Source organism: Bifidobacterium sp. B4142 (assembly GCF_026537325.1).
GTDB lineage: Bacteria > Actinomycetota > Actinomycetes > Actinomycetales > Bifidobacteriaceae > Bombiscardovia.
Map to the genome: position 1 here is coordinate 52,596 of NZ_JAFNMJ010000001.1, position 21,126 is coordinate 73,721.

Annotated in this window: 18 protein-coding genes, 1 tRNA gene and 2 pseudogenes; 17 read left to right on the forward strand and 4 right to left on the reverse strand. The window is 59.3% G+C overall.

Features of this window, described 5'->3' with window-relative positions:
• Window positions 1–538 precede the first annotated feature (538 nt).
• Window positions 539–1,189, reverse strand: coding sequence for an NAD(P)H-binding protein (locus J3U06_RS00200; RefSeq protein WP_267443968.1), 651 nt, complete (start codon window positions 1,187–1,189; stop codon window positions 539–541).
• 125 nt (window positions 1,190–1,314) lie between these two features.
• Complete coding sequence (locus J3U06_RS00205; RefSeq protein ID WP_267443969.1) at window positions 1,315–1,968, reverse strand: flavodoxin family protein; 654 nt, start codon at window positions 1,966–1,968, stop codon at window positions 1,315–1,317.
• Between the two features lie 1,807 nt (window positions 1,969–3,775).
• Between J3U06_RS00205 and J3U06_RS00210 the strand changes: the two genes are divergently transcribed.
• The 3 genes and pseudogenes from J3U06_RS00210 to J3U06_RS00215 all read left to right on the forward strand — a co-directional run bounded on the left by J3U06_RS00210 (window position 3,776) and on the right by J3U06_RS00215 (window position 6,509).
• Window positions 3,776–4,084, forward strand: a complete 309-nt coding sequence (locus tag J3U06_RS00210; RefSeq protein WP_267443970.1) for a hypothetical protein — start codon at window positions 3,776–3,778, stop codon at window positions 4,082–4,084.
• A 70-nt stretch (window positions 4,085–4,154) separates the two neighbouring features.
• Window positions 4,155–4,247: pseudogene (locus J3U06_RS09345) on the forward strand (integrase); the annotation flags it as partial.
• 1,023 nt (window positions 4,248–5,270) lie between these two features.
• Window positions 5,271–6,509, forward strand: a complete 1,239-nt coding sequence (locus J3U06_RS00215; protein WP_267443971.1) for a DUF262 domain-containing protein — start codon at window positions 5,271–5,273, stop codon at window positions 6,507–6,509.
• Between the two features lie 390 nt (window positions 6,510–6,899).
• On the opposite strand, the gene J3U06_RS00220 is transcribed toward J3U06_RS00215, so the two are convergent.
• Window positions 6,900–7,085, reverse strand: a complete 186-nt coding sequence (locus J3U06_RS00220; RefSeq protein WP_267443972.1) for a hypothetical protein — start codon at window positions 7,083–7,085, stop codon at window positions 6,900–6,902.
• Window positions 7,086–7,595: 510 nt separating this feature from the next.
• On the opposite strand from J3U06_RS00220, the gene J3U06_RS00225 reads away from it, so the two are divergent.
• Window positions 7,596–7,910: a MobC family plasmid mobilization relaxosome protein gene (locus tag J3U06_RS00225; protein ID WP_267443973.1), complete on the forward strand. Its 315-nt coding sequence runs from the start codon at window positions 7,596–7,598 to the stop codon at window positions 7,908–7,910.
• A gap of 74 nt (window positions 7,911–7,984) precedes the next feature.
• Here J3U06_RS00225 and J3U06_RS00230 read toward each other — a convergent pair.
• Window positions 7,985–8,060, reverse strand: a tRNA-Lys gene (locus J3U06_RS00230).
• A 248-nt stretch (window positions 8,061–8,308) separates the two neighbouring features.
• Here J3U06_RS00230 and J3U06_RS00235 point away from each other — a divergent pair.
• The 13 genes and pseudogenes from J3U06_RS00235 to ftsY all read left to right on the forward strand — a co-directional run.
• The gene (locus J3U06_RS00235; RefSeq protein WP_267443974.1) at window positions 8,309–10,426 is read left to right on the forward strand and encodes a glycoside hydrolase family 2 protein; all 2,118 of its coding nucleotides are present in this window, start codon (window positions 8,309–8,311) and stop codon (window positions 10,424–10,426) included.
• Window positions 10,427–10,442: 16 nt separating this feature from the next.
• Window positions 10,443–10,784 carry a hypothetical protein gene (locus J3U06_RS00240; protein WP_267443975.1) on the forward strand — a complete coding sequence of 114 codons (342 nt, stop codon included), beginning with the start codon at window positions 10,443–10,445 and terminating at the stop codon, window positions 10,782–10,784.
• Between the two features lie 66 nt (window positions 10,785–10,850).
• Complete coding sequence (locus J3U06_RS00245; protein ID WP_267443976.1) at window positions 10,851–11,153, forward strand: hypothetical protein; 303 nt, start codon at window positions 10,851–10,853, stop codon at window positions 11,151–11,153.
• Window positions 11,150–11,299 (forward strand): helix-turn-helix domain-containing protein, encoded by a 150-nt coding sequence (locus J3U06_RS00250; protein WP_267399203.1) that lies wholly within the window; start codon window positions 11,150–11,152, stop codon window positions 11,297–11,299. The genes J3U06_RS00245 and J3U06_RS00250 overlap by 4 nt, the downstream gene beginning before the upstream one ends.
• A 341-nt stretch (window positions 11,300–11,640) precedes the next feature.
• On the forward strand, window positions 11,641–12,411 hold the full coding sequence (locus J3U06_RS00255; RefSeq protein ID WP_267443977.1) for a hypothetical protein: 771 nt from the start codon (window positions 11,641–11,643) through the stop codon (window positions 12,409–12,411).
• A 136-nt stretch (window positions 12,412–12,547) separates the two neighbouring features.
• A complete protein-coding gene (locus J3U06_RS00260) occupies window positions 12,548–15,562 on the forward strand; it encodes an alpha-mannosidase (RefSeq protein WP_267443978.1) in 3,015 nt (1,004 codons plus the stop codon).
• Between the two features lie 166 nt (window positions 15,563–15,728).
• Window positions 15,729–16,109, forward strand: a complete 381-nt coding sequence (locus tag J3U06_RS00265) for a hypothetical protein (protein WP_267443979.1) — start codon at window positions 15,729–15,731, stop codon at window positions 16,107–16,109.
• Between the two features lie 8 nt (window positions 16,110–16,117).
• Entirely contained in the window at window positions 16,118–16,276 is a 159-nt protein-coding gene (locus J3U06_RS00270) for a hypothetical protein (protein ID WP_267443980.1), read from the forward strand.
• Between the two features lie 869 nt (window positions 16,277–17,145).
• Complete coding sequence (locus J3U06_RS00275; RefSeq protein ID WP_267443981.1) at window positions 17,146–17,352, forward strand: hypothetical protein; 207 nt, start codon at window positions 17,146–17,148, stop codon at window positions 17,350–17,352.
• 1 nt (window position 17,353) lies between these two features.
• Window positions 17,354–17,455, forward strand: a complete 102-nt coding sequence (locus tag J3U06_RS09350; RefSeq protein WP_416378921.1) for a hypothetical protein — start codon at window positions 17,354–17,356, stop codon at window positions 17,453–17,455.
• A 949-nt stretch (window positions 17,456–18,404) separates the two neighbouring features.
• Window positions 18,405–18,983 (forward strand): GNAT family N-acetyltransferase, encoded by a 579-nt coding sequence (locus J3U06_RS00280; protein ID WP_267443982.1) that lies wholly within the window; start codon window positions 18,405–18,407, stop codon window positions 18,981–18,983.
• 103 nt (window positions 18,984–19,086) lie between these two features.
• Window positions 19,087–19,581, forward strand: a complete 495-nt coding sequence (locus J3U06_RS00285) for a hypothetical protein (protein ID WP_267443983.1) — start codon at window positions 19,087–19,089, stop codon at window positions 19,579–19,581.
• A 439-nt stretch (window positions 19,582–20,020) separates the two neighbouring features.
• Window positions 20,021–20,956, forward strand: a pseudogene (ftsY, locus tag J3U06_RS00290) (signal recognition particle-docking protein FtsY); the annotation flags it as partial.
• Between the last annotated feature and the right edge of the window lie 170 nt (window positions 20,957–21,126).

The following is a 21,126-nucleotide window of genomic DNA, read 5'->3' on the forward strand; positions in this document are numbered from 1 at the left end:
CCGCTACGCAGTTCCAAAAGAATCTGCCCCTGGCCTACTATGTGATGCGATCAAGTAAATCCAACCCTGATCAGTAGTTGACCGCTTGACGGGCTTTTCCTTGGGTGCTGTCGGTCATACCCACATCTTTCGCTTTCTTCTCCCGAGTGTTTTTCGGCTTGGGAAGGCAGGCCTTTGGCTGGGCATGCCTCTGGTCGTTCATCGGCGCTGCGATGCGCACATGTTCTCTATATGCAACGTATGGCCTATTCCGGTCGAATGATTCGTGTGCGGCCGGAACGCAAACCTTGCACTTGTATGGCAGACACGAGCGCCGGCAGCGAGCTGCCCCCCCCCCCCCCCCTGCTGGTATGACGTGCCGGCGGGGCGGGATGAACAGGGATCGGCCTAATGGAGGCCTCAGGAGGGCTATGAACTGTACAGGCGTTTGTGCGACCTGATTGAGGGGGCATCCATCATGTGGATATCCTGGTCATGGTGCCTTTAAAGTGGCCGCCTCCAAGCCGATGTTGTGCTTCGTCCTGGCTCCAAGACGCTCTCAGTAGACGGGCCGGTCGGATCCTTCTGTGGTGGGGTCAGCTATTCCCAGGCTGTCATTCGCGCCGATGGCCGGGTCCTTGACGATACGCAGGATCAGGTCGGCTGCGCTCTTCCTGGATCCGGATACCCCCTTGAAGGTCTCGTCCCGCTTTGTGGTGACATATCGGACCTCGTCGCGGTTCGTCAGCCAGCACAGGCGGAGGGTGGTGTGGTCGAGGCCTGATTCTCTCAGAAGGCGGTCGGAGGCTGCGGCGGTGGGCAGACCCCTGCCGACCATCTCCGCGTTCCATCTGCCAAAGGCGCCCGGGACCTCGCCATAGATGCCGGCGACGTTGGCGAAGATGACGCGGCCCACCTTATTGGCCTTCATGGAGGCTATCACGTTGCGGGTCATGGCGTTGTCGGGGTCGTGGTCGACGACGTCCACGAAAACCAGGTCCTGTCCCTTCATGACGGCATCGATGTCTCTCCGGTTTTCCAGGTCGACCTCGGCCACGGTCACACGGGGGTTGGCCCCGAGCCTGCGGAGACGGTCGATCTTTCTCAGTCCCAGGGTGAGTGTGACATTTTTGAATTCCGGTTCGGACAGGATGCGGTCTTCGACGATGCGGGCTATCTGTCCGTATGCTGCAAGAATAAGCATGTTCATGGTTTTTCTTTCCTCGTCACTCTTCTTTGTTCGGCCCGGGGCCAGTGTTGAAAGGCAATGACCAGATGCCACAGCCTGCCTGTCCCTCGCAGACTCAGCTTTGCCGTGCCGTTGATCGGCGCAGCCTACTTTCCTAGCATGACTGCCTGCAAGCGTTGAGCCTGGTCCTTGCTCTGGGCGATGCCGACGAGATTGAGCCCGAACCGTTTGGCCACGCGGTCCAAGGTGCCGTAAGTGGAGTTGATGGCCCTGGTCTGGTCGCTGTCCGACCCCTGTACGATCAGGTAGAGGTCGGCTCCTTTGAGATCGTCGTTGACATCGACGTGGTCGATGAAGGTCTTCAGGTATCCGGACATGTTGGACCAGTAGACGGGCGTGCCGATGACAATCACATCCGCTCCTTTGAGCTGTTCCCAGACACGGTTGAAATCCCCGTCGCCCTGCCCGACCTGAGGGATGTGGTGTTCAGCCAGGTTGACCTGTTTGTAGTCCTGACCTCCCATCAGTTCCTTGGCCAGGGAGGAGGTGTTCCCGTCGACATTCCGGCTGGCGTTGAGGAAGACCTTCTTGGTTGCGGCTCCTATGTGCCGCGGTTTGGCGTATGCCCGCCCGGCTTTATCCCCGCCCAGCATGGCGGCTCCTTCCTGGGTCCTGACCCTGGTCTGGTCCAGTGCCGAAGATGGTTCCAAGGCCGCATAGCAGATCAAAGCCCCGAGTCCCAGACCCAGCAGCAGGGCCACCGCCAGTGTGGCTAGGGCCTTCCAACGATTCTTCGCCATTTGTGAGCCTTTCTCCCTGGATGGTTGAATGGTATTGCTTCAACTCGGCTTGAAGGCAAATCGCCTTACACTGGCAGCTGAAGGAGTCCATGGCATCACTAGCAAACCGGTCATATGGGTTCTGCAGGGCAGGTTGTCGTCTCCGGCTGAGGTCAGGAGACCACATGGTGGGAGACTGGGGCAGGGCGTGGCGGAGGTTGATCGGCAGCCTCCATATCCGTGCAAGATACATCCGAATATCATGGTCAACTGTTTCTGTCTTCTGATGAACCAGGCTGTCGGCTACATTGTTGTTCTCATTATTTATATGCCGCTGCTGTCCGCTGGCTGACCGCGCAGTGGTTCTCTATGGCACATGCAGGTCTCCATACCCTACCCCCCCCCCCCCCTCATGATTAGTGCTCGGACATAACTAAATTTTTGCTGGTTTATTAGATTGTGGCCATATCCGGCAGTTGGATTGGTCTGCGGGTAATCCGACCTTCCATGGTCGATAGACCCCCGTCGGCCGGGTGGCGTTGCGCCATAGCCCGCGCAACACACCTGAGGGGCTGGCTCAGAAGACGTGCCATGGCCCGCACGTTGCGTCAAAGTTTATTCGTGTGTTTGCCCCTCTCAGCCAGGCGGGCCGTCTGCATGAAGTCCAACTCTGATTCCAGGGCATGCGCTGCGTCCTCCCTGCGGTCCTGGCATATCCGGCCATGGCCTTTGACGGTCGTGCCATCGAACAGTCACAGGCGCTCCGCAGCACCCGCTCATCCATTTCCCCGATCAGACAAGCGTGGCAGGCCCCTCGGAACCCGCCAAACGCAGTCAATGAACAAGGGGTGGGGGTTCTGGTGCGCTCTTCGCCTGTGTGAGCAGACGCAAAACCCGTATTCTTGGCTTGCAGCCTGCCGCGAGGGCGATGCGGCAAGACCGGTTTCCCCTCAGGAGGGCCATTCTTATGGCTTGCTTTGAGGGGGTGTTGTGAGTGAAGGCGTAAAGCAGGACCGAGACCAGCAGGATGCAAATCCGCTAAAGATCCGACTGTGATTGAGCAACCAGGCATGAAGGCCGGCATGCTCAAAAAGCTGTAGGCTCCAGCCTTTGTCTGCATACAGACTGTGACGGCTAAGCTAGAAGGCTCGGAGCATTCATGATGGTCACCAGCGCTTTCATAGGCGCCACTTCCCTGGCCAAGGCCAAGCAACAGTTATAGCAGGGGAGAATGCAATAGCCTCCCGCCGCAAACGGCGACATGACAACACCATGGGCTACATATTGCTCGCCGATTCTGCTTAAAGTGCATAACCGGCACCCTATACTCCTAAAGTGCCCCGTGGGACTCGAACTCACAACCTACGACTTAGGATATTGGGGACGAGTAAGCGGAGAATGACATGGGCGGAAATCGAACTGATGACCATGATTATTGGCTTCAGCCTTATGGGGCCTGTACGATAACTTGTTATTGACGCACCGTAGTGATTCGTCGGTCATGCCGGCTTTTTTATGTGTATGGCAAGGAGAGCCGGCATGGAGTTTCTGAAACACAGGCAACCGCCGTCTGAGCGGGTGGGGCGCGTGGATGATCGGGTGTCTTCATTGCGGGCTCATGATGATACTTCTGCGACCGTGGAGCACCGGTAATATCTGGTTACGCAGTTTGCTCTTTACATTGGAAAGAACCCGAGGACGTGCAGACCCAGGACATCATATCCTGGGTGACCAGGGGGTCTCCACGAGTTTAATCAGATCCGACGTCAACTCCCTTAGATCCTTCTATGGTTGTTTGCATAAGGAAGAGGTAATAACGAACAATCCCATGGAGGGCGTTCCCACAGTCAAGCGAAGAAGGAAGAAGCAGAAGCCCGTCCCGCAGGCGGCTGTTGACCGGAGATTGAACCATGTTGATTCCCGGGTGCGGCTCCTGATCAGGCTGTTCTGTGAAGCGGGGCTGCAAAGATCCGAGGCCATAGCCGCCAGGACGGGTGACCTCATGGAGGACCTGGCCGGCATGAGCCTGCTGGTCCATGGCAAGGGCGGCAATGACAGGATGCTGCCCCTGAGTGATGGGGCTGGCCCGGGAGCTGTCAGCTCCTTCATGCGGGTAATTCTTTCCGGGCGGGCATAAAGGCCATATCTGCTCCGACACGGCCTACGCGCTGGTCAAGAAGGGGACAGGGTAGCCGCCTCACTTCTTCAGACGACCGTTCGCCTCGGACATGTGGGAGGCTACGGGGGATGTGGTCAAGGTGCAGTCGCTCCTTGGCCACGAGTCTCTGGCGACGACACAGGCCTATGTCTATGACAGCACCGACGATCTCAGGCAGGCGGTCGATGACATGCTCTCATACCGGAGCCATAAAGGGGGCGCGTGTGGTGCAGCCCGAGAAGATTCTGGAGGCCTATGGGCTGCCCATACCCCTGATCGACAGGATACTGGCCAGCAGCAAGGGTGGATACCATCAGGATCGGCTATTCAGCTGAACTGCAATGAAACACCCAAGCATGTTTGTTCCCTAAACGTGCGGTATACCATACTGAAAGTGGCAAAGACTGTCCGCACGACCAGATTAGATGGCTCCTGCCGGCGCATCCTTCACATCACCATATCAACCAATCTCATGAGCCTAGCCTTTCTTGCAAGCAGGTTTACCGTGATTTGTGATGGGGCCATTCTTCTATCTGTCTTGCCAGGATTGGTCTTCCTTGTCATTCTGGTTGGGAGCCTGTCTCCTGGGTGGATGGGCATTTTGCCGGCGCGGGACGTTGGACGGGATGCGCCCGTAGACCCACCAAAGGTCGTTGCTCTGCTGGCGAGGTTGGGTGGCGTACCCCCCCCCCCCACCGCGGTCTTCGGGATGTTGCCCTGGGTCTTCGTTCTCGCAGTGCTTTGGACACCTTTCGTCGAAGGTGTGCAGATTTCCGCAGGGCTCACGAGGTGCTCTTCTCTATTGCTGTTGGGGAATATCTGAAGCATCTTTGGGATGAATGAATCATGCCGATATGGTGACAAGGCACCTTACACTATAGGATAGTACATTTATGGTCATGAGTGACAAGATCAAAGATGATGGGTTTCGACTTCGGCGCGAAATTCTCGGACAAATGGTTCTTGACTGTGCTCCGTGGCGGCGGGCAGATAGGTGAGGATGAGTGGGCGTGGGTATTCCGCTCCGCCCTAATGCCGGCGGCGCAGTGGTACGACTGCTCTGGCGCGAGAGCTACAGATAGTTTAACAGTTGATAGAAAACTCTAGGTCCTAATGAAAAAAATGTGATAAACTAACATTACTACTTAGGACCTAGGAGATTGAAATGATATATGACAGACTGAACATGCAACCGACCGTGAAGACCGTGGGTGGTGTTGTGGGTGACATGCAGAATGTGAAAACGGGGGGGCTTGACATCTCGCCTGAGTACCAGCGTGATTACATCTGGTCCAACGAGTTCAAGGATCAACTAATACTGAGCATCATCCTGAACTATCCGATCGGCAACATCGTGATCAACAACCTCGACCATCCCAACAAAAGGAACGCGCGCCAGGAACTGGTGGACGGTAAACAAAGGTTGACCACGATTATGCGTTTCAAGGAGGGCAGGGATGCGGACAACTGGCTCAACGAAGAGGATACGTGGTGCAAGCTCAGCAAGAAGAATTCGGAACAGGCCAAGGAGATCATCGGGAAGATTATCGGTGATAACGACCCAGAGGGAAAAGAACGTATGAACAAGGCCACCCGCCTGGGCTACAATGACCTCCCCGAGAGCATCAGCAGGAACTTCGACAACTACAACATCTCGGTGTACACGATGCAGGCTGCCGACCCAGAGCAAATCCGGGACTACTTCAAGGTCCTGCAGAATCAGGAGAAGCTCAAGGCCGGAGAGATTATCAACGCCCTTCCTCACAGTTACGTGAGTCCCTATTTCGATCAGGCCGACGGCGATGGCTTCCTTAGAGTCCTCGGCTGTAATTACCGCCGCGGCGAGTTCGAGAAGCTGTACTACTCCATGCTCGGCCTCTGGTTTGGCAAAATGCAGATCAACACCGCCGACAAGACTGTCATCAACTTTGTCGAGAACTTAAGTGATCTCACGGACGAGCAGAGAAGCATTGTCAGAGAACTGAACGCCGGCATCAACAGAATCGCCTCCCTGAACTATGTCGTTCCGCAGCGCAGGACGAACAGGCGAACTATCAAGCTCCTGCTCGGCATCGCCCTAGAACGACCGGAGTACTTTGTCGATGACAACACCCTGCTGACGCACGTATGTCAAGTGTGCGATCTTGCAAGCAAGCTCGCAGCTTTCAACTCAAGCGATTCGGACGGGGTGCGGTTTGCCAGGTACTTCAGTGACGAGTATACGAGCGACCGCGGGGACTTCGAAAGGCGTAGGGAGCCCATGTATCGGCAGATTTTCTCCGCAGCGTCGCGCGGCACGTCGAAGGGTGACTTCCAAAAAGCCATTCGTACCATGCTCGCAATGTTCACCATGCCGTTCGACGAAGCTTATGAACGCTACACTCAGAATCAGGATACGGTATGAAACATAGGTACTGACCACACCGAAATCCTTGCATGGGCGGCGTGGTCGCGTTGCGCGAGGGATAAGGGCGTCTGGGTTCAGGCGTCCTGGAGCTGCCTGTCGGCCCGGTGAAGGTCGTGGGCGACGAGGGCGCGCAGTACTCATTGCGGTTGGACAGGTGCCGGCAGACAATCGGGTTGTTTATTGTCTCGACGTGCTGCTCTGTGAAGTTGCGTGCACCGTCGTTGCCGGCCTGTGCACTGTTGCTCACAGCCTGCCGTCCGCGGCCTCTTCTAACTTAGTGGGTTCCACTGATCCTCAGCCAAGGCAGGCGGCAACGCACAATAATGGAGAACGCCAACTTCGCCGTCCGTTGCCTCCTGAAGGACCACGAACAAACCGTCTGAACAATCAGAAAAACCCTGTCCCAATCCGGAGCCGGGCAGACTGACACAGATCGCTCCACACGCGCCGCACCCCGCCCGGTACATCCCCGTACGGCGCGGCCATGATGATATTCTGAGCGATGTTGTTGATATGCATGATAACCGCAACCGACTTGCGGCCTTCGCCGGTCTCGGCCTTGTACTTGGCCAACGCTCACCAACTTGCTCGATTGATTCATTACATACCGCCACAGCCGACGCGAACTCGGTGATTGTCTCCTCCTCGCCCCTCAACCCATCGCTCTTCAGTGACGTGGACTCTTCGACCAGCTGCTTCACCCAACCGCTCTGGGCCTTGGATAGCTTCATGGTTCTCCTCCCAGGACATTACTGTTGCACCCCGTTTTTTGCGCATATGGGGCGAATCTATAGCTGGCAGGAAACGAGGGTAACGATGAATCTCACAGAAACGATGCGCAACCGGCGACCCGGTCACAACCGGCCCGGCTTGCGACCGACCAACATGGCAGAAAAGCCATCCACCCCCCCGGTTTGAGGTTAGCAAGCATAGCAAGTATCCGGATACTTGCTGCTCGCTGGCTCCGCCGGGCAGCGACGGGAGACCCGCACCCCATATGCGCCGAAGGCGGTCAGGCACGAGCGCAACGCGTCGTTAGACAGCCCGCCCCGTGCGCAAGGAGATCACCTTCTCCCACGACGAGTGGGAGCAGTCACGGGAGCTGTACACCTGGTCAAGGGAGGACGCGGCTACGCCACCTGCATGAGGTTCGCGCGCGACATGCTCATGCATGGCAGCGTCCACATAGTGCGCGTGGCCACCGACCAGGCCGCCTTCCGCCCGGACATCGCCCGCATCGGCAACAACATCAACCAGATAGCCCACACGGCCAACGCCACCGGCGCCATCACCCCAGAGCAGGTGGCCGAACTCATGCAGGGCATGGACCGCATCCGGGCCATCCTCCTTGACCTGCACCACGACTTCACCACATCCGTCACCGAAGGTTGGCACTGATGGCCGTCTGCAAGGCAGCAATGCCAGGCGCAACAACCCATCAAGTCCCAAATATCTTGTCGGGCCAGATGGACTGGTGCCCCCCGTGGGACTCGAACCCACAACCCACGACTTAAAAGGACGCTGCTCTAACCATTGAGCCAGAGGGGCAATATAGCACAGTATACCTCATACTCGGCCGACGGCACATCGCGGCGGCCTGTCCATCGGATAGCCCTATCGGGCCGGGCCCCCGCCGTCCCCGCCCTTCCGATTGCCGGATTCGCCGTAGCCTGAAGTCCGGTCCGCTTCTTTGCTAGGGTGATGCAGGAGTACACCGCGTTGAATGACCATCACGGGACTTCGGGGGAAGGTTGAAGCCTCTGCCGACGGAGCGCAAGACAAGGAAGACAAGCACCATGCTTACACATCACCCATCCACATTCACCCCTCTTGAGGGGAGTTGGACCATGGCAGCCCTCAATCCCCAGGTGGCGCCGGAGGATCTCCGCGACCGCCTGGCCAATGGGGTCGAGGCCCGAGTGCCGGGGGAGGCGACTATTGACCTTCTCCGCGCCGGCCTGATCGGTGACCCTTATGACGGGGACAACGAACAGGCCCAGCAGTGGATCGGCGATGTTGACTGGCGGTTCACCTGCCAGTTCGACTGGCATGACGACGGATCGCAGCGTCACGACCTGGTGGCCTACGGACTGGATACGGTTGCCGCACTGGAACTCAACGGCCGACCGGTCGGCAGCACCCAGAACGCCTACCGCACCTACCGGTGGGATGTGCGCAATCTCCTCAAAGATGGCGGGAACACCCTGGTCGTCTCCTTCACCTCCCCTGTCCGCGAGGGGGAGAGGAGACAGACGATTCTGGGTTACTACCCTTATGACAGCCATCCCTTCAACCAGCTCCGGAAGGCGGCCTCGTCGTTCGGATGGGACTGGGGTATCGACGTGGCCAACGCCGGAATCTGGCAGCCCATCGGCATTGATTCTTGGTCCGGTGTCAGAATTGCCCAAGTCCGCCCGTTGGTGGGCGTCGACGACCAAGGTGGGGGTCTGCTCACCGTGGATGTGGATCTGGAACGCGCTGGTGGCCGTGGAAGGTCCGGTACCGATGAGAAGGCACGGCCTGGCACCCAGTCCGGGGGGATACCCGTGCGGGTCCATCTAGGCGGCAACAGTGCCGACGCCCAGGCCTGCTCCTGCCTCAATGCCGGAGCGGACACGGTCCGCCTGGTTCTCAGGGTACCGGATGTGCAGCTTTGGTGGCCCCGGGGCTACGGTGATCACCCCCTCTACACGGTCGATGTCATGGCAGGCCAGGAGGGGGCAAACGCCGGATCGGATGAATCCCGTCCCCAGGCCGTGTGGACAGGCCGGGTGGGTTTCCGCACGGTCAGCGTGGACACGGCGGCCGACGAGGACGGCCGCCCCTTCCGCATATCCGTCAACGGGGTACCGGTGCATGCCCACGGTTACAACTGGATTCCCGACGATGCCTTCATTACCCGGATGAACAAGGATCGCTACCAACGACGGATGGAGGACTTGGTCGAGTCCAATTCCAACATGGTCAGGATCTGGGGAGGTGGATACTACGAGTCCGACGACCTCTATGACCTGGCGGACGAGGAGGGGGTGATGGTCTGGCAGGACTTCATGTTCGCTTGCGCCGCTTACCCGGAGGACCCGGGCAACTGGTCGGAGGTTGAGGCGGAGGCCCGGGAGCAGATCGGTCGGCTCTCCCCGCACCCCAGCCTGGTCGTATGGAATGGATCCAACGAGAATTACACGGCCTATGCCGACTGGGGCGGGTTCAAGAACGCTCTGGTCGATCCCGCCGCCGTCCCCAACATGTACGGTTACGGTGAACGCCCTTGGGGCGATGGATATTATTCTGATCTTTTTCCCCGCCTCTTCGCACAACTGGACCCGACCAGGATCTATCTGCCGAGTTCCCCGATGAGTTTCACCAAGTACACCTCGCCCAACAAGGACAACGACGGGACCGTGCACATCTGGGATGTGTGGAACAGCAAGGGCTACAAGGCCTACAGGGATTACAGGCCCCGCTTCGCCGACGAGTTCGGATACCAGGCGCCTCCTGCCTGGAGCACCCTGACCCGGGTGGTGCATGACAGCCCCTTGGACCCCTTTGGCACCCAGATGCTGGTCCACCAGAAGGCCATCGACGGCAACATCAAGCTCTCCCGAGGCATGCGTTCCCATCTGACTCCGGGCGACTTCTATGACATCAGTTACGGCGGCGTGGTAAACGGCCGTCGTTCGGATGGGCCGCACTCCTGGCTGATTCCCAGTGACCGCTGGGAGGATATTGAGGACTGGCACTGGGCTTGTCAGTTGCAACAGGCACAGGCCGTCCGATTCGGGGTGGAGTACATGCGCTCGCTGGAGCAGGTGAATGCTGGCACCGCAAGCCCCTCTGGTTCGCCTCCCGCGACTTCTTCGCTCCCTCTGCCTAGCCTCTATTCAGCCCAGGGTTTCAGAGGCCTACTGGGCTGAGCACAGTTGGGCTGGCATGCCTGTCACCCCTGACCAGCTGGTTCTGGTCATGGTCAACGACACCCGTCAGGCCTGGGAGGGCCAGTGGCGGGTGGAGCGCCACCGCTTGGATGGGACTGTCTTGGCCGATCAGATCGCCCAGGTCTCCATACCGGCAGGGAGACAGGCCCAGGTGGTTCTGGAGGCATCCGTGGCTGCCTTCGGTGCCCCGCCCAGGAGATCCTCGTGGCCGGTCCCGACCGGCCGGGTTTTGCCAGGGTCATCTACAATTCGGCTGAGGTTGTGGACCAAGCTCTCCGACCGAGGCGCAGGATGTGAATATCGGCGGGACGATCAGTATGGATTGGCTTCCCAATGACAAGATTAGCTTCACCCTGGATGGCAGCTGGCTGCCCTCCACGTGGATTAAGGGCTGGTCCAAGGAGTGGCCGGATTACGAGAAGACCCTGGGGGCTGTCTCTTCCCTAGCAAGACCGGTGCGGAACCGCAGTACGTCACCTCTTCCGGCGGGTGGACCCTGGCTGTTGGCGGCAAGTCCAAGAACCCGGAGCTGACCTTCGAGTTCGTCAAGCTTCTAGGCAATAGGGAGTTTTCGTTGGAGAAGGATATCAAAGAAGCCAAGATCGCAGTCAGGTCCGACGTGGCCAAGGATCCCAAGTATCTGGCCACCAATGCCTTCAGATCACCACCAAGGCCCTGGCTTACATGCATGTCCGCACCAGCGTGAGCGAGTATCCCAAGGTCTCGGCTGAAATCCAGAGGGCTACGGAGCAGGTGGTGACCGGTGCAATGTCGGTCGACGAGGCCGCCAAGGCTTACGAGCAAGGGGTGACAGGTACCGTCGGCCAGGACAAGGTTGCCATCAGGGAATAGGACCCGGTGATCGGTCGGGCACGGCTGATCCCTTGGCCTCATCCAAGAGCACCACCCTGCCCGTCTTCGCCTACAAGGTGACCCTTTAAATTCAGGGACATCGGCTATGGGTGCGCCATCGCCGTGGTCATGCGCTTCATCGGTGCTACTTTCGGCATGGTCTATGTCAACGCTCTCAAGGACGAGAAGGGGTAACCAATGAGTGATGTAATCAGAGAACCGGTTGCAGGCCGGCGACCGGCCCGGACGGCCGGGCACAGGAGGAGGCTCAACACCCCCACCTCGCCCACCTGGCAAGGCCTGGCCGCCTGTCTGTCCTACGTAGCCATGGGGTTGTCTTTGTGGCTTTCATCCTCCCCCTCCTCTGGCTCTACTTCGCCGCCTTCGACGGGGAAGCCACCCTCCAGACCAAGATTCCCCGGCATTGGAATCTGAAGAACTTTGCGGCCATCATGACCAAGGATCAGACCTTCCTTCCCCTGTGGAACAGCTTTCTGATCTCGGCAGTGGTCACAGTAATCATCCTGGCCTGTGCACTTACCCCCCCCCCGATACCGGCCCAAGTTCAACAAGCCCTTCCTCTACACTATCCTATTCGGCACCTGCCTGCCGATCACCTGTCTGACGGCCCCGGTTTACTCCCTCTGCGTCATGCTCCACCTCTTGGACTCAAAGACGGGAACCATACTCTTCCTGGGGGCTTCCTCTTTCCCCATGACCATTTGGGTGACCAAAAACTTCATGGACTCAGTCCCGGTCTGGAGGAAGCCGCCTGGGTGGACTGGGCCAGTATGGGATGGGTCTATGGCCAGCTGGCTGCCTTTTCCTTGATTTATTCCCTACCAGTGGTGATCATGTATGTCATCGCCAACCGTTTCCTGGGGGGGGGGATACTCCCGGGCCGGAAGTGTGAAGGGATGAAAAGGCAGTTGCGCGGCGGGGGCTGGCGCTGGGACTGTGCCTTTCGTGGCGGAATCCGTCGGGGCAGGGTGTCGCCCTCGGTCGGCCAGGTAATCTCGCAAGAGGGCATGACGGGCCGTTATCCTTCCGGCCGACCGCCTAAGTGTAAAAAGTGGACAAATTCACGACCGCCAGGGGAAGTTTTGCAGTGATGGCAGAAAAGTACGCGAATTGCGGCGTCGGCGGTGGCAACTGACAAAGAAGTAAACTAAACTAACTTTTTGCATAGGCCGCAAAAGACAATGTAGATGCGGGTCTTCCGTGACCCGCCAACAAGGAGGTTGAATATTGGGATTTACGCGTGAAGAAAAGGTCATGTGGAGGCTGGACAGGCTTCTGGACCAGCACCTGCAGAACGCCCTGTACCGCCACACTTGCCCCGTTTCAATCGAATCCTGGGATGTCGCCGGCGAACCAGTCGACTTCCAGACGGCCAAGCAGGCCGAATACCGGCCTATGTCGGTCGGGGACCCGTGGGGGACGGCCTGGGACACCTGGTGGCTCCACGTGACCGGCCAGGTGCCGGCTGAGTGGGCACACGAGGCGGGCACCCGCCCCGAGCTGGTCGTCGATTTGGGCAGGATCGGGCTGGGTCCCGGCTTCCAGGCGGAAGGCCTGGTTCGCCGCCCGGACGGGACCGTGATCAAGGCCGTGGAGCCCTTCAACCAGTGGGTGCCAGTGCCCGAACCGGGCCAGCCTTGCGAGTTCTACATCGAGGCTGCGTCTAACCCACAGATCTCCAACGGTGGGTCCTTCCATCCAACCGAGCTGGGCAACGAAGGGGTGGGCAGGGAGCAGGGCATCTACCGTCTGCAGCGGCTGGAGCTGGGGCTGCTTGACCTTCAGGTCTGGAACCTGATCCAAGAACTCAAGGTCCTTGAGGGTCTCCTGCACGAGGTGGACCCCACCCGCACCCGCTACGCCAACATCCTGGATGCCATCGAAGCTGCGCTCAACAGCATCGACCCCAACGATGTGGCAGGCGGTGCAGGCCGTGCGCGCCAGTGCCTGGCGGAAGTGCTCAGTGCACCCGCCACTAAAGGTCACACCGTCTATGCCGTAGGTCACGCGCACATAGATTCCGCCTGGCTTTGGCCCCTGAGAGAGACCCCCCGCAAGGTGGCCAGGACTTTCAGCAATGCGGTCGAGTTGGCCGACGAGTACCCAGACTTCATCTTTGCCGCCTCTTCGGCCCAGCAGTATCAGTGGCTTAAGGACAGCGAGCCCAATATCTACGAGGGGGTCAGGCGCAAGATTCGCTCCGGTCAGTTCGTCCCCGTCGGGGGTATGTGGGTTGAGAGCGATGCCAACCTGCCAGGTGGCGAGTCCCTGGTCCGTCAGTTCCTCCAAGGTGGCCGCTTCTTCCAGGAGGAGTTCGGCATCACCTCGCATGTCGCCTGGCTGCCGGACAGTTTCGGCTATTCGGGTGCTTTCCCGCAGATCGCCCGCCTGGCGGGCATGGACTACTTCCTGACCCAAAAGATCTCCTGGAATGACACGGACACCTTCCCCTTCCATTCCTTCATGTGGCAAGGGATCGATGGGACGGAGATATTCACCCATTTCCCGCCGGCAGACAAGTACAACTCCGATGCTTCCCCGGCCGACGTGGCCCGCTCCGAGAAGAACTATACCGAGAAGGGGAAGGGGGCTTCCAGTCTGCTCCTCTACGGCTGGGGTGACGGCGGTGGCGGGCCCACCCGTGAGATGGTGGTGGCGACCGAGCTCCAGGAGAACCTGGAGGGCGGCCCCCGGGTTCTGATGACCTCGCCGGAGACGTTCTTCCGCCAGGCCAAGGAGGAGATGAAAGATCCCCCTCGTTGGGTGGGTGAGCTCTACCTGGAGCTCCACCGCGGCACGGCCACCTCCCAGGCGGCGACCAAGAGCGGGAACAAGCGCAGCGAGTCCCTCCTGCGACAGGCCGAATGGTGGGCCAGCCAGGCGGCCATCCTCTGCGGGGTCCCTTATCCCTATGAGGAGCTGCAGGAGATCTGGCGCAAGGTCCTCCTCTATCAGTTCCACGACATCCTTCCTGGATCGGCCATCGCCTGGGTCTATGCCGAGGTGCAGCGCTCCGACAGGAAGATTTGGGCCCAGCTGGAGGGGATCATTGACAGGTCCCTCAAGGCGCTCGTCGGCAGCGGCCCGGTCCAGCTGGAGGCCAACGCAGGGCCCCTGAGCCAGGAGGGTGTCCGTGCCGGTGCTGTGTCCGCACCCGGCAGTACCGCCGGCGGCCAGGCACGCAGGGATGGCGACGATACGGTCCTCGAAAATGACCGAGTCTCCTTCCGCATCGATCACAAGGGTCATGTGGTCTCGGCCGTTGACAGGGCTTCCGGCCGTGAGGTGATTGACCCGGCAGTCCCGGCCAACGTCCTCCGCCTCTTCATCGACGCCCCCGCCCATTGGGATGCCTGGGATATCGACAAGACCTACCAGGACATGGAATTGCCTGGTGCCCAGGTCGAGACGACTACTTTGACCGACCAGGGGACCGTGATCGTCTCCGGGGCCATCGGCCAGTCAACCTTCAGCCAGGAGCTCAGCCTGGATGATGACACGGATGCCCTGGTGATCCGTACACACGTGGACTGGAAGGAAAGCGACAGGCTGCTCAAGCTCTCCTTCCCGACCAACCTCTACACCAAGGAGTCAGCCAACGAAATCCAGTTCGGTCATCTGACCAGGCCGATCACCGAGAATACCTCTTGGGAACAGGCCAGATTCGAGGCCGCAGCCCAGCGGTGGGTTCACATTCAGGAGGGCGACTTCGGCGTCAGCTTGGCCAACTGCACTAACTATGGCCATGACATCCACCAGTTTGCCCTGCCGGATGGCAGACCGGGCACGCGCATCCAGATCTCCCTCCTGCGCGCCCCTCACTTCCCCGATCCTCGGGCCGATCTTGGGGAGCACGACTTCACAGTGGCCCTGGGTGTGGGCACCGATATCAGGCGGGCCATACGGATGGGCTACAGGCTCAATGTCCCGGTCCGCCGGGTGATGGGCGCCCACCAGGTAGATCCCTTGGTCGAAGTGGACGGGCAGGATGTGCTGATCGAGAGCGTAAAGTTGGCCGAGGACCGGTCGGGCGACTTGGTCGTCCGTCTTTATGAATCCGCCGGTGCCCGTTCCCGTGCTCGGCTGGCCGCCTGCTTTGATTGGTCCGGCGTCGATGAAGTGGGCCTCATGGAGGTTCCTTGCGATGCTGTCCAGCCGGCCATACGGTCCAAGGGCGAGGACGGGATTGATCTTGAGCTCCATCCCTTCCAGATCGTGACCCTGCGGTTCCGCAGGTCCTGAATCAAGTGAAGGTGCCGTCCGGCAGATTGCCTGACGGCACCTTTCGCAACCCGCCTGTCAGATTGCCGGCCGGTCCCACCTGGACATCCCCAGGACCGGGCCGAGTGTCAGATCGGGGTCCAGTATGCCGTTGGCAGCCCCGAGGCGGCGATGCAACATCGCTCTCATGGCTTTGCAAGGTTCCACACCTTGGCAACTGACCTCATTGGCTTCTTCGCGCGTGCCCATTTTGGCGCTCGCAGCCAGCGGAGCCTCGTTGGTGAACCCCTATCTGTTGGTCCGTCCCCTGTACGATTGGGAGACGTCGCAGTTCCTGACCGGCAGGCAGCCTTTCATTGCTGGCCACCAGCTTGTCTTCTGGGAGGCAGGGATTTCGCGCGGGGTATTGCTGTCCTTGCTCGATACCCTGCTGACCGTCCGGATCATCAGCAGAATCAGTCCTGTGAAATACTTTCGGATCGCGATTATTCTCCCAAAAACCACAGGTTTGGCGCGACGTATCGCCGCCTTCTTTTATGCCTGTTTGTGGCATTGGCGATCATGCTGATGCGGATTATGCAGGTTCGGACCATATCTGATGAGCAACTGGTCCGTTTACACACTGCGGCACTCATCCTGCCCATCGCCATGGGCAGCACTTTCGGTTTCGTGCTCCTGCTGGCCGCGATCTGCTTGGCAGGTTCCTCCCTGCTGGGCACGGTCACCAGCGGCTAGACCAGGTCTATCGCTCTTCGCAAGTTCTCATGGCTGATTGCTTGTCGGCAAGCCAACGCCCGCATGCGCAGCCTCAGCACTACGGTCATGCCGCTGGTCATAGGGGTTCCCTGCTGATGATGACCGCTTCCTTTTACTAGACCAGTGCCGAATACAGTCGTTTGCTGCGTTTCAACCTGGATGTCAGCAGCTCTGATTTCTCCATGCTCATTACGCTCTTAGGCCTTGCGCTGGTCGCACGCTGGCTGGGGTATGCGCCGGATACCTGATTTCAGCCCATGGTCGAAGCCCGGATCTATCTCTCATTTCGATTGCTGGTGCGGACCCGAATCAACGCGAGCTCAAGCCCCCTCTCGAAGGGTTCATCATGGCAACTACCGCCGTTCTGGCATCCTTCATCTCCAGCCTCCTGCCGGGAATGGCCTACGCTGTCGGATTTCGCAAGGTCTTCGGCGCTGCCAGCATGGCATACCTTGGGCATCCTCGGAATGCGGTGGGGGGTGCGAGAAGGGCATGGCAACCAACCTATTCGAGCTGTTGAGCAATCAGTGTTTGACCAGATTTGTCATGCCTCTGCTGAGCCTGGTTTATTATACGCTTCTCTATGTCAGCGCCCCCACCTTCCCTCCGGTCTGGGCCGGGAACATGCCTTTATCTATTGGGAAGATGGTCATCAGCCTGATCGGACTCCCGTGTTCGTGTATGCTGTACTGAAGTAGGCAGCTTCCCCTGTTCATCACGACCATGGACGCCTTGAGATATACATCGGTCTGTCATTTGTCACCTCGGACGATAGCTTTGTGATTCCCCTGGTAGGCGCTCTTTATTTCTGCATCTGTTTATCATCAGCACCTAGGATTGCGGCAGGTGTGGGTGAGTCAGTCGCGGCCGTCAGTCTGGTCACCTTCAACGCGCATGCCGGGCACATGCTCTTTCTGGAATGGTCGGCCCGGATGGCTGTTATCATGGCTGTCAGGTCCTACCGGATTCAGCGCGAGATGCAGCAGCGCATCAACTCTGAGATAAAGGGATCGGGCTATAACAGGTGCCCAGGTGGCAGCGGAGTTGCACGATAGCGTGGGCCATGACTTCACCGCGATTATCGCGCTGACTCAGGGATTCGCTGACTCAGTTGAGGTCAAAGAGCAGCTATGGTTTCAGGCCGCACACGCTCAATGAGCTCGACACCGTGATCGCCCATGCCCGCGCGGTTGGTCTGGCTGTCGTGTTTACTAAAACATGGCATCAGCGGCATGAACCCAGACAGGACAGCCTCTGCTTCATTGTCAGCAGGGAGGCAATCACCAACACGCTCCGGCACGCCTCAGACCCGTACCATCGTTCTCTCTCGTGACTATGAGCAGGACGGCACCCTCCGCGCATCAGAATCCACGACGATGGGCATGGGGATGAGCATGGGCAAGTCTTGGGCGATCAGAAACCGATCATTCATAATCATCAAGGAGCGGGACTCAAACAGATAAGCAAGCAATGCCGACTGGTGGGAGGGAGTTTGAGTAGTGGACCGAGCGAGAACGGGGGATGGGCGGTAGAAGCCATCCTGCCTGGTACTGGCCAAGAAGGAAGGCAACATTCATGATTGACCTGATTCTGGTCGATGACCCTGTGCTCCTTCGCAAGGGCCTGGTCGATCAAGGTTGACCCTGATCTACAGGTCGTCAGACAAGCTTCCAATGGTCAGGAGGCGGTGATTCTGCTTCGATAGATGAAAGCAGCCGATTAGCCATTGCCTCAGGTGATCCTTATGGACGTTCGTATGCCCGTGATGGATGGCATCAGCGCCACGGCAGCCATTTCGGGCACCGTGAGGATGAAAGCCAGGAGAAATGATGGCTTGCGGCATGATGACATCACCAGTGCGATGAGGTCGATGCTTGGGTCCGGGCACTAGAACTCGAATACAAAGAGGACGCTTTTTCTAGCAAACGAATGCTCACTATACTGAGTTTCCGCTATTCGTTTACGTGGATACTATCTCAGTCGAACAGGTTCCCTCTGGAATTCCTCGGTTCGGTTGCTTGCCGCCCGTATATGATGAGATGCAGCCGCTGTCCAGACCACAGTCGGACAAAGAGCGGCCAAGCGATCGGCAAGAGGGAGGCGGACCATGGGAATCCTTCTGGTGAGGATGGACCAGCCTGGGGCGGTGGATGCCGACCAGGTCTGGCAGTATCTGAAGGCTTGTCGCGCGCAGCCAGAGGATGAAGCGGCTGGGCTCGGCCCCTTGGAGAACTGCCGCAGCTTGGATGAGGTTCGTCGGTCAGGCTTGCCCGAGGTGGCTCGGCAGGCGCGTGGCGATGATCTGCCCCTGGGATTTGTGCCCGCCTTCCAGTTCGCTGCATTTGAATCCAGCGGCGAACTGGTGGGGATGATCCAGCTGAGGTTGCAGCTCACAAAGGCGCTGTTGCGCATGGGCGGCAACATCGGCTATTCGGTCCGTCCGGATCGTCGTCGGCAAGGCTATGCCGGGATGATGCTGGACGATTGTCTGCGATGGGCTGCCGCCCTGGGCATGAGCCGGGTCCTGATCACTTGCGCCGGATCGAATCTGGCCAGTCGGCGGGTCATTCTTTCGCGTGGCGGGCAACTGGAGAATGCGCTTCCCAGCAGCTCTGGTCAGCCAGTAGAAAGGTATTGGTTCGATTTGCCTGACCAAACGAGCAGCCCGATGAACACGCCAGTGTGAAAGAGACCGATAGATTCCTCGTGTCTTAGCGCGTCTGCGGGGTTCTTCTGAGAGAATGGCAGATATGGTCTGGCTGATTGTCCTGGTATGGGTGCTGGTGGTGATGGCATTCATTGTATTCGTCATGCGTTTGGCGCTGGGCGAGTCCCAGGACCGTGCCTTCTCTCAGTCTCTGAATGAGCGTGTGCGCAGGGCCGCGCGCCGTCAGCAGGAGCGAGAGAATAAGCTGCCGCGGATTGCAGGAGGGCATCTGTCTTTTGCCCCTGGCTCGGGCGAGGATGTGCCAACTGCTGAAGACCTTGCACATCCCTATCCGGTTTATGTCAACTCCTCCTCTGTGGTGGAGGTTCGAGGTACGCTGGCCTCCGATTCCACGGACGAGATAAATCTGCCCCGGCCCCCAAGCGTCGATTCTGCATCGTCGGCTAGCCCGAGACAAAAGAAGAATGCCGTGCCGTCGGTCTCTGCTGCCTCTGAGCCTCCGGCCCCCAGGAACTCCGCATCACGTTCTTCCAGCCCTGAGCCCTCGCGTCCGCAGCGGCGGGAGCCTCAGCCCATCACCTTCGACGTCATGCCTTCAGTCAAGAGCGGTTCGTAGATGGAAACGAGTCATCCGAGCGAAAAGTGACCGCTGGTGATGACTGTCCGTGTCCCTTTTCGCCTTTAGGCTGGTACCTATGACAACACAGCAGCTCCTTATTCTTATTGTGGTGCTGATCGTTCTGGTGCTGGCGGTGGTCGGCATTCTGGTGGCGGTCCGTAAGCGCCGGTCCCAGGGGGATTCCGTGCGTCCCGGCAGGGCGCAAGAGCCTGGTAATGGCCACTCTTCTTTGCCCCCGAAATCGGCGACGGCTGCGGCAGAGAGCCGAGCTGGAGGCCAACTTGGTGCCTCCCCAGCAGCTTCATCAGGTGACCAGGCTGTCCAGTCCGTCTCCTCCGCATCGCCTTCTTCTGCGGGTTCAGTCGATTCAGAGGCGTCCGCCCAGTCTTCCTCAACCGACCAGGCAGCACAGTCAGCGCAGGAGGAGCCGGTTCACCCGGAGGCCTCTGCATCCCGCATGACCAGGCTCAAGGCCAGGCTGGCCAAGAGCCCCAACCCCTTCGGAAAGGCCCTCTTTGCCATTTTGACCAAGGACCATCTGAGCGAATCCGACTGGGAAGATGTTGAAGACACCCTGCTCATGGCGGATGTGGGCGCCGAGGCCAGCGAACAGCTGGTGAAACAGTTGCGCGACGATGCCCGGATTACCGGGCAGAAGGACCCCGCAGCAGTGCGTCGTGGCCTTCGTCAGCGCTTGATCGATCTGATCGACCCCAGCATGGACCGAACTCTGGTGGCTGCCCGGCCTCAGGCCAACAGGCCGTCGGTCGTCATCATGGTGGGCGTCAACGGGACAGGCAAGACCACCACGGCGGGCAAGCTGGCCAGGCTCTTCGTCGCCGATGGCAAATCGGTGGTCATGGGTGCCGCCGACACCTTCCGCGCCGCAGCCGCTGACCAGCTGGAGACCTGGGGTGGCAGGGTGGGCGTGCCCGTGGTCCGCAGCGACCGCGACGGTGCCGACCCGGCCTCGGTGGCTTTCGAAGCCGCGGAACGGGCCAAAAATGATCAGGCAGATGTACTCATTGTGGACACAGCCGGGCGTCTACAGAACAAGGCCAATCTGATGGATCAGCTGGGTAAAATCCGGCGGGTGATCGAGAAGAACCTGCCCGTGGACGAGGTTCTGCTGGTCCTGGATGCCACCACCGGGCAGAACGGGATGATCCAGGCCCAGGTCTTCGCCCAGGCCATCGGGGTCACGGGCATCGTCCTGACCAAGCTGGACGGCTCAGCCAAGGGCGGCATCGTCGTTTCTGTCCAGAGCGAGCTGGGTGTGCCTGTCAAGCTGGTTGGGCTGGGCGAGGGACCCGATGATCTGGCCGTTTTCGATCCCGAGTCCTTTGTCGACGGCATTCTGGGAGACGAGTAGTCCGGCCGTTCGGCTGGTCATAAAGTGGTCATCCAATAGTCACTCGCAGGTAATGCGACGGTGACCTGACCGTTATCCTCTTCCTGTTTGATGAATCGGGAAGTGGAAGAGAATCTGACGTAGGCTGTCCGGAGGGAAGCCCTCTTTATTGGGGACTGCCCGCCCGGATG

What these genes read in the sequence shown, in the direction of transcription:
- J3U06_RS00200 (WP_267443968.1), bottom strand. Translation starts at nt 1,189, where the DNA reads ATGAACATGCTTATTCTTGCAGCATACGGACAGATAGCCCGCATCGTC.
- J3U06_RS00205 (WP_267443969.1), bottom strand. Translation starts at nt 1,968, where the DNA reads ATGGCGAAGAATCGTTGGAAGGCCCTAGCCACACTGGCGGTGGCCCTG.
- J3U06_RS00210 (WP_267443970.1), top strand. Translation starts at nt 3,776, where the DNA reads ATGGAGGGCGTTCCCACAGTCAAGCGAAGAAGGAAGAAGCAGAAGCCC.
- J3U06_RS00215 (WP_267443971.1), top strand. Translation starts at nt 5,271, where the DNA reads ATGATATATGACAGACTGAACATGCAACCGACCGTGAAGACCGTGGGT.
- J3U06_RS00235 (WP_267443974.1), top strand. Translation starts at nt 8,309, where the DNA reads ATGCTTACACATCACCCATCCACATTCACCCCTCTTGAGGGGAGTTGG.
- J3U06_RS00240 (WP_267443975.1), top strand. Translation starts at nt 10,443, where the DNA reads ATGCCTGTCACCCCTGACCAGCTGGTTCTGGTCATGGTCAACGACACC.
- J3U06_RS00265 (WP_267443979.1), top strand. Translation starts at nt 15,729, where the DNA reads ATGGCTTTGCAAGGTTCCACACCTTGGCAACTGACCTCATTGGCTTCT.
- J3U06_RS00270 (WP_267443980.1), top strand. Translation starts at nt 16,118, where the DNA reads ATGCAGGTTCGGACCATATCTGATGAGCAACTGGTCCGTTTACACACT.
- J3U06_RS00280 (WP_267443982.1), top strand. Translation starts at nt 18,405, where the DNA reads ATGGGAATCCTTCTGGTGAGGATGGACCAGCCTGGGGCGGTGGATGCC.
- J3U06_RS00285 (WP_267443983.1), top strand. Translation starts at nt 19,087, where the DNA reads ATGGCATTCATTGTATTCGTCATGCGTTTGGCGCTGGGCGAGTCCCAG.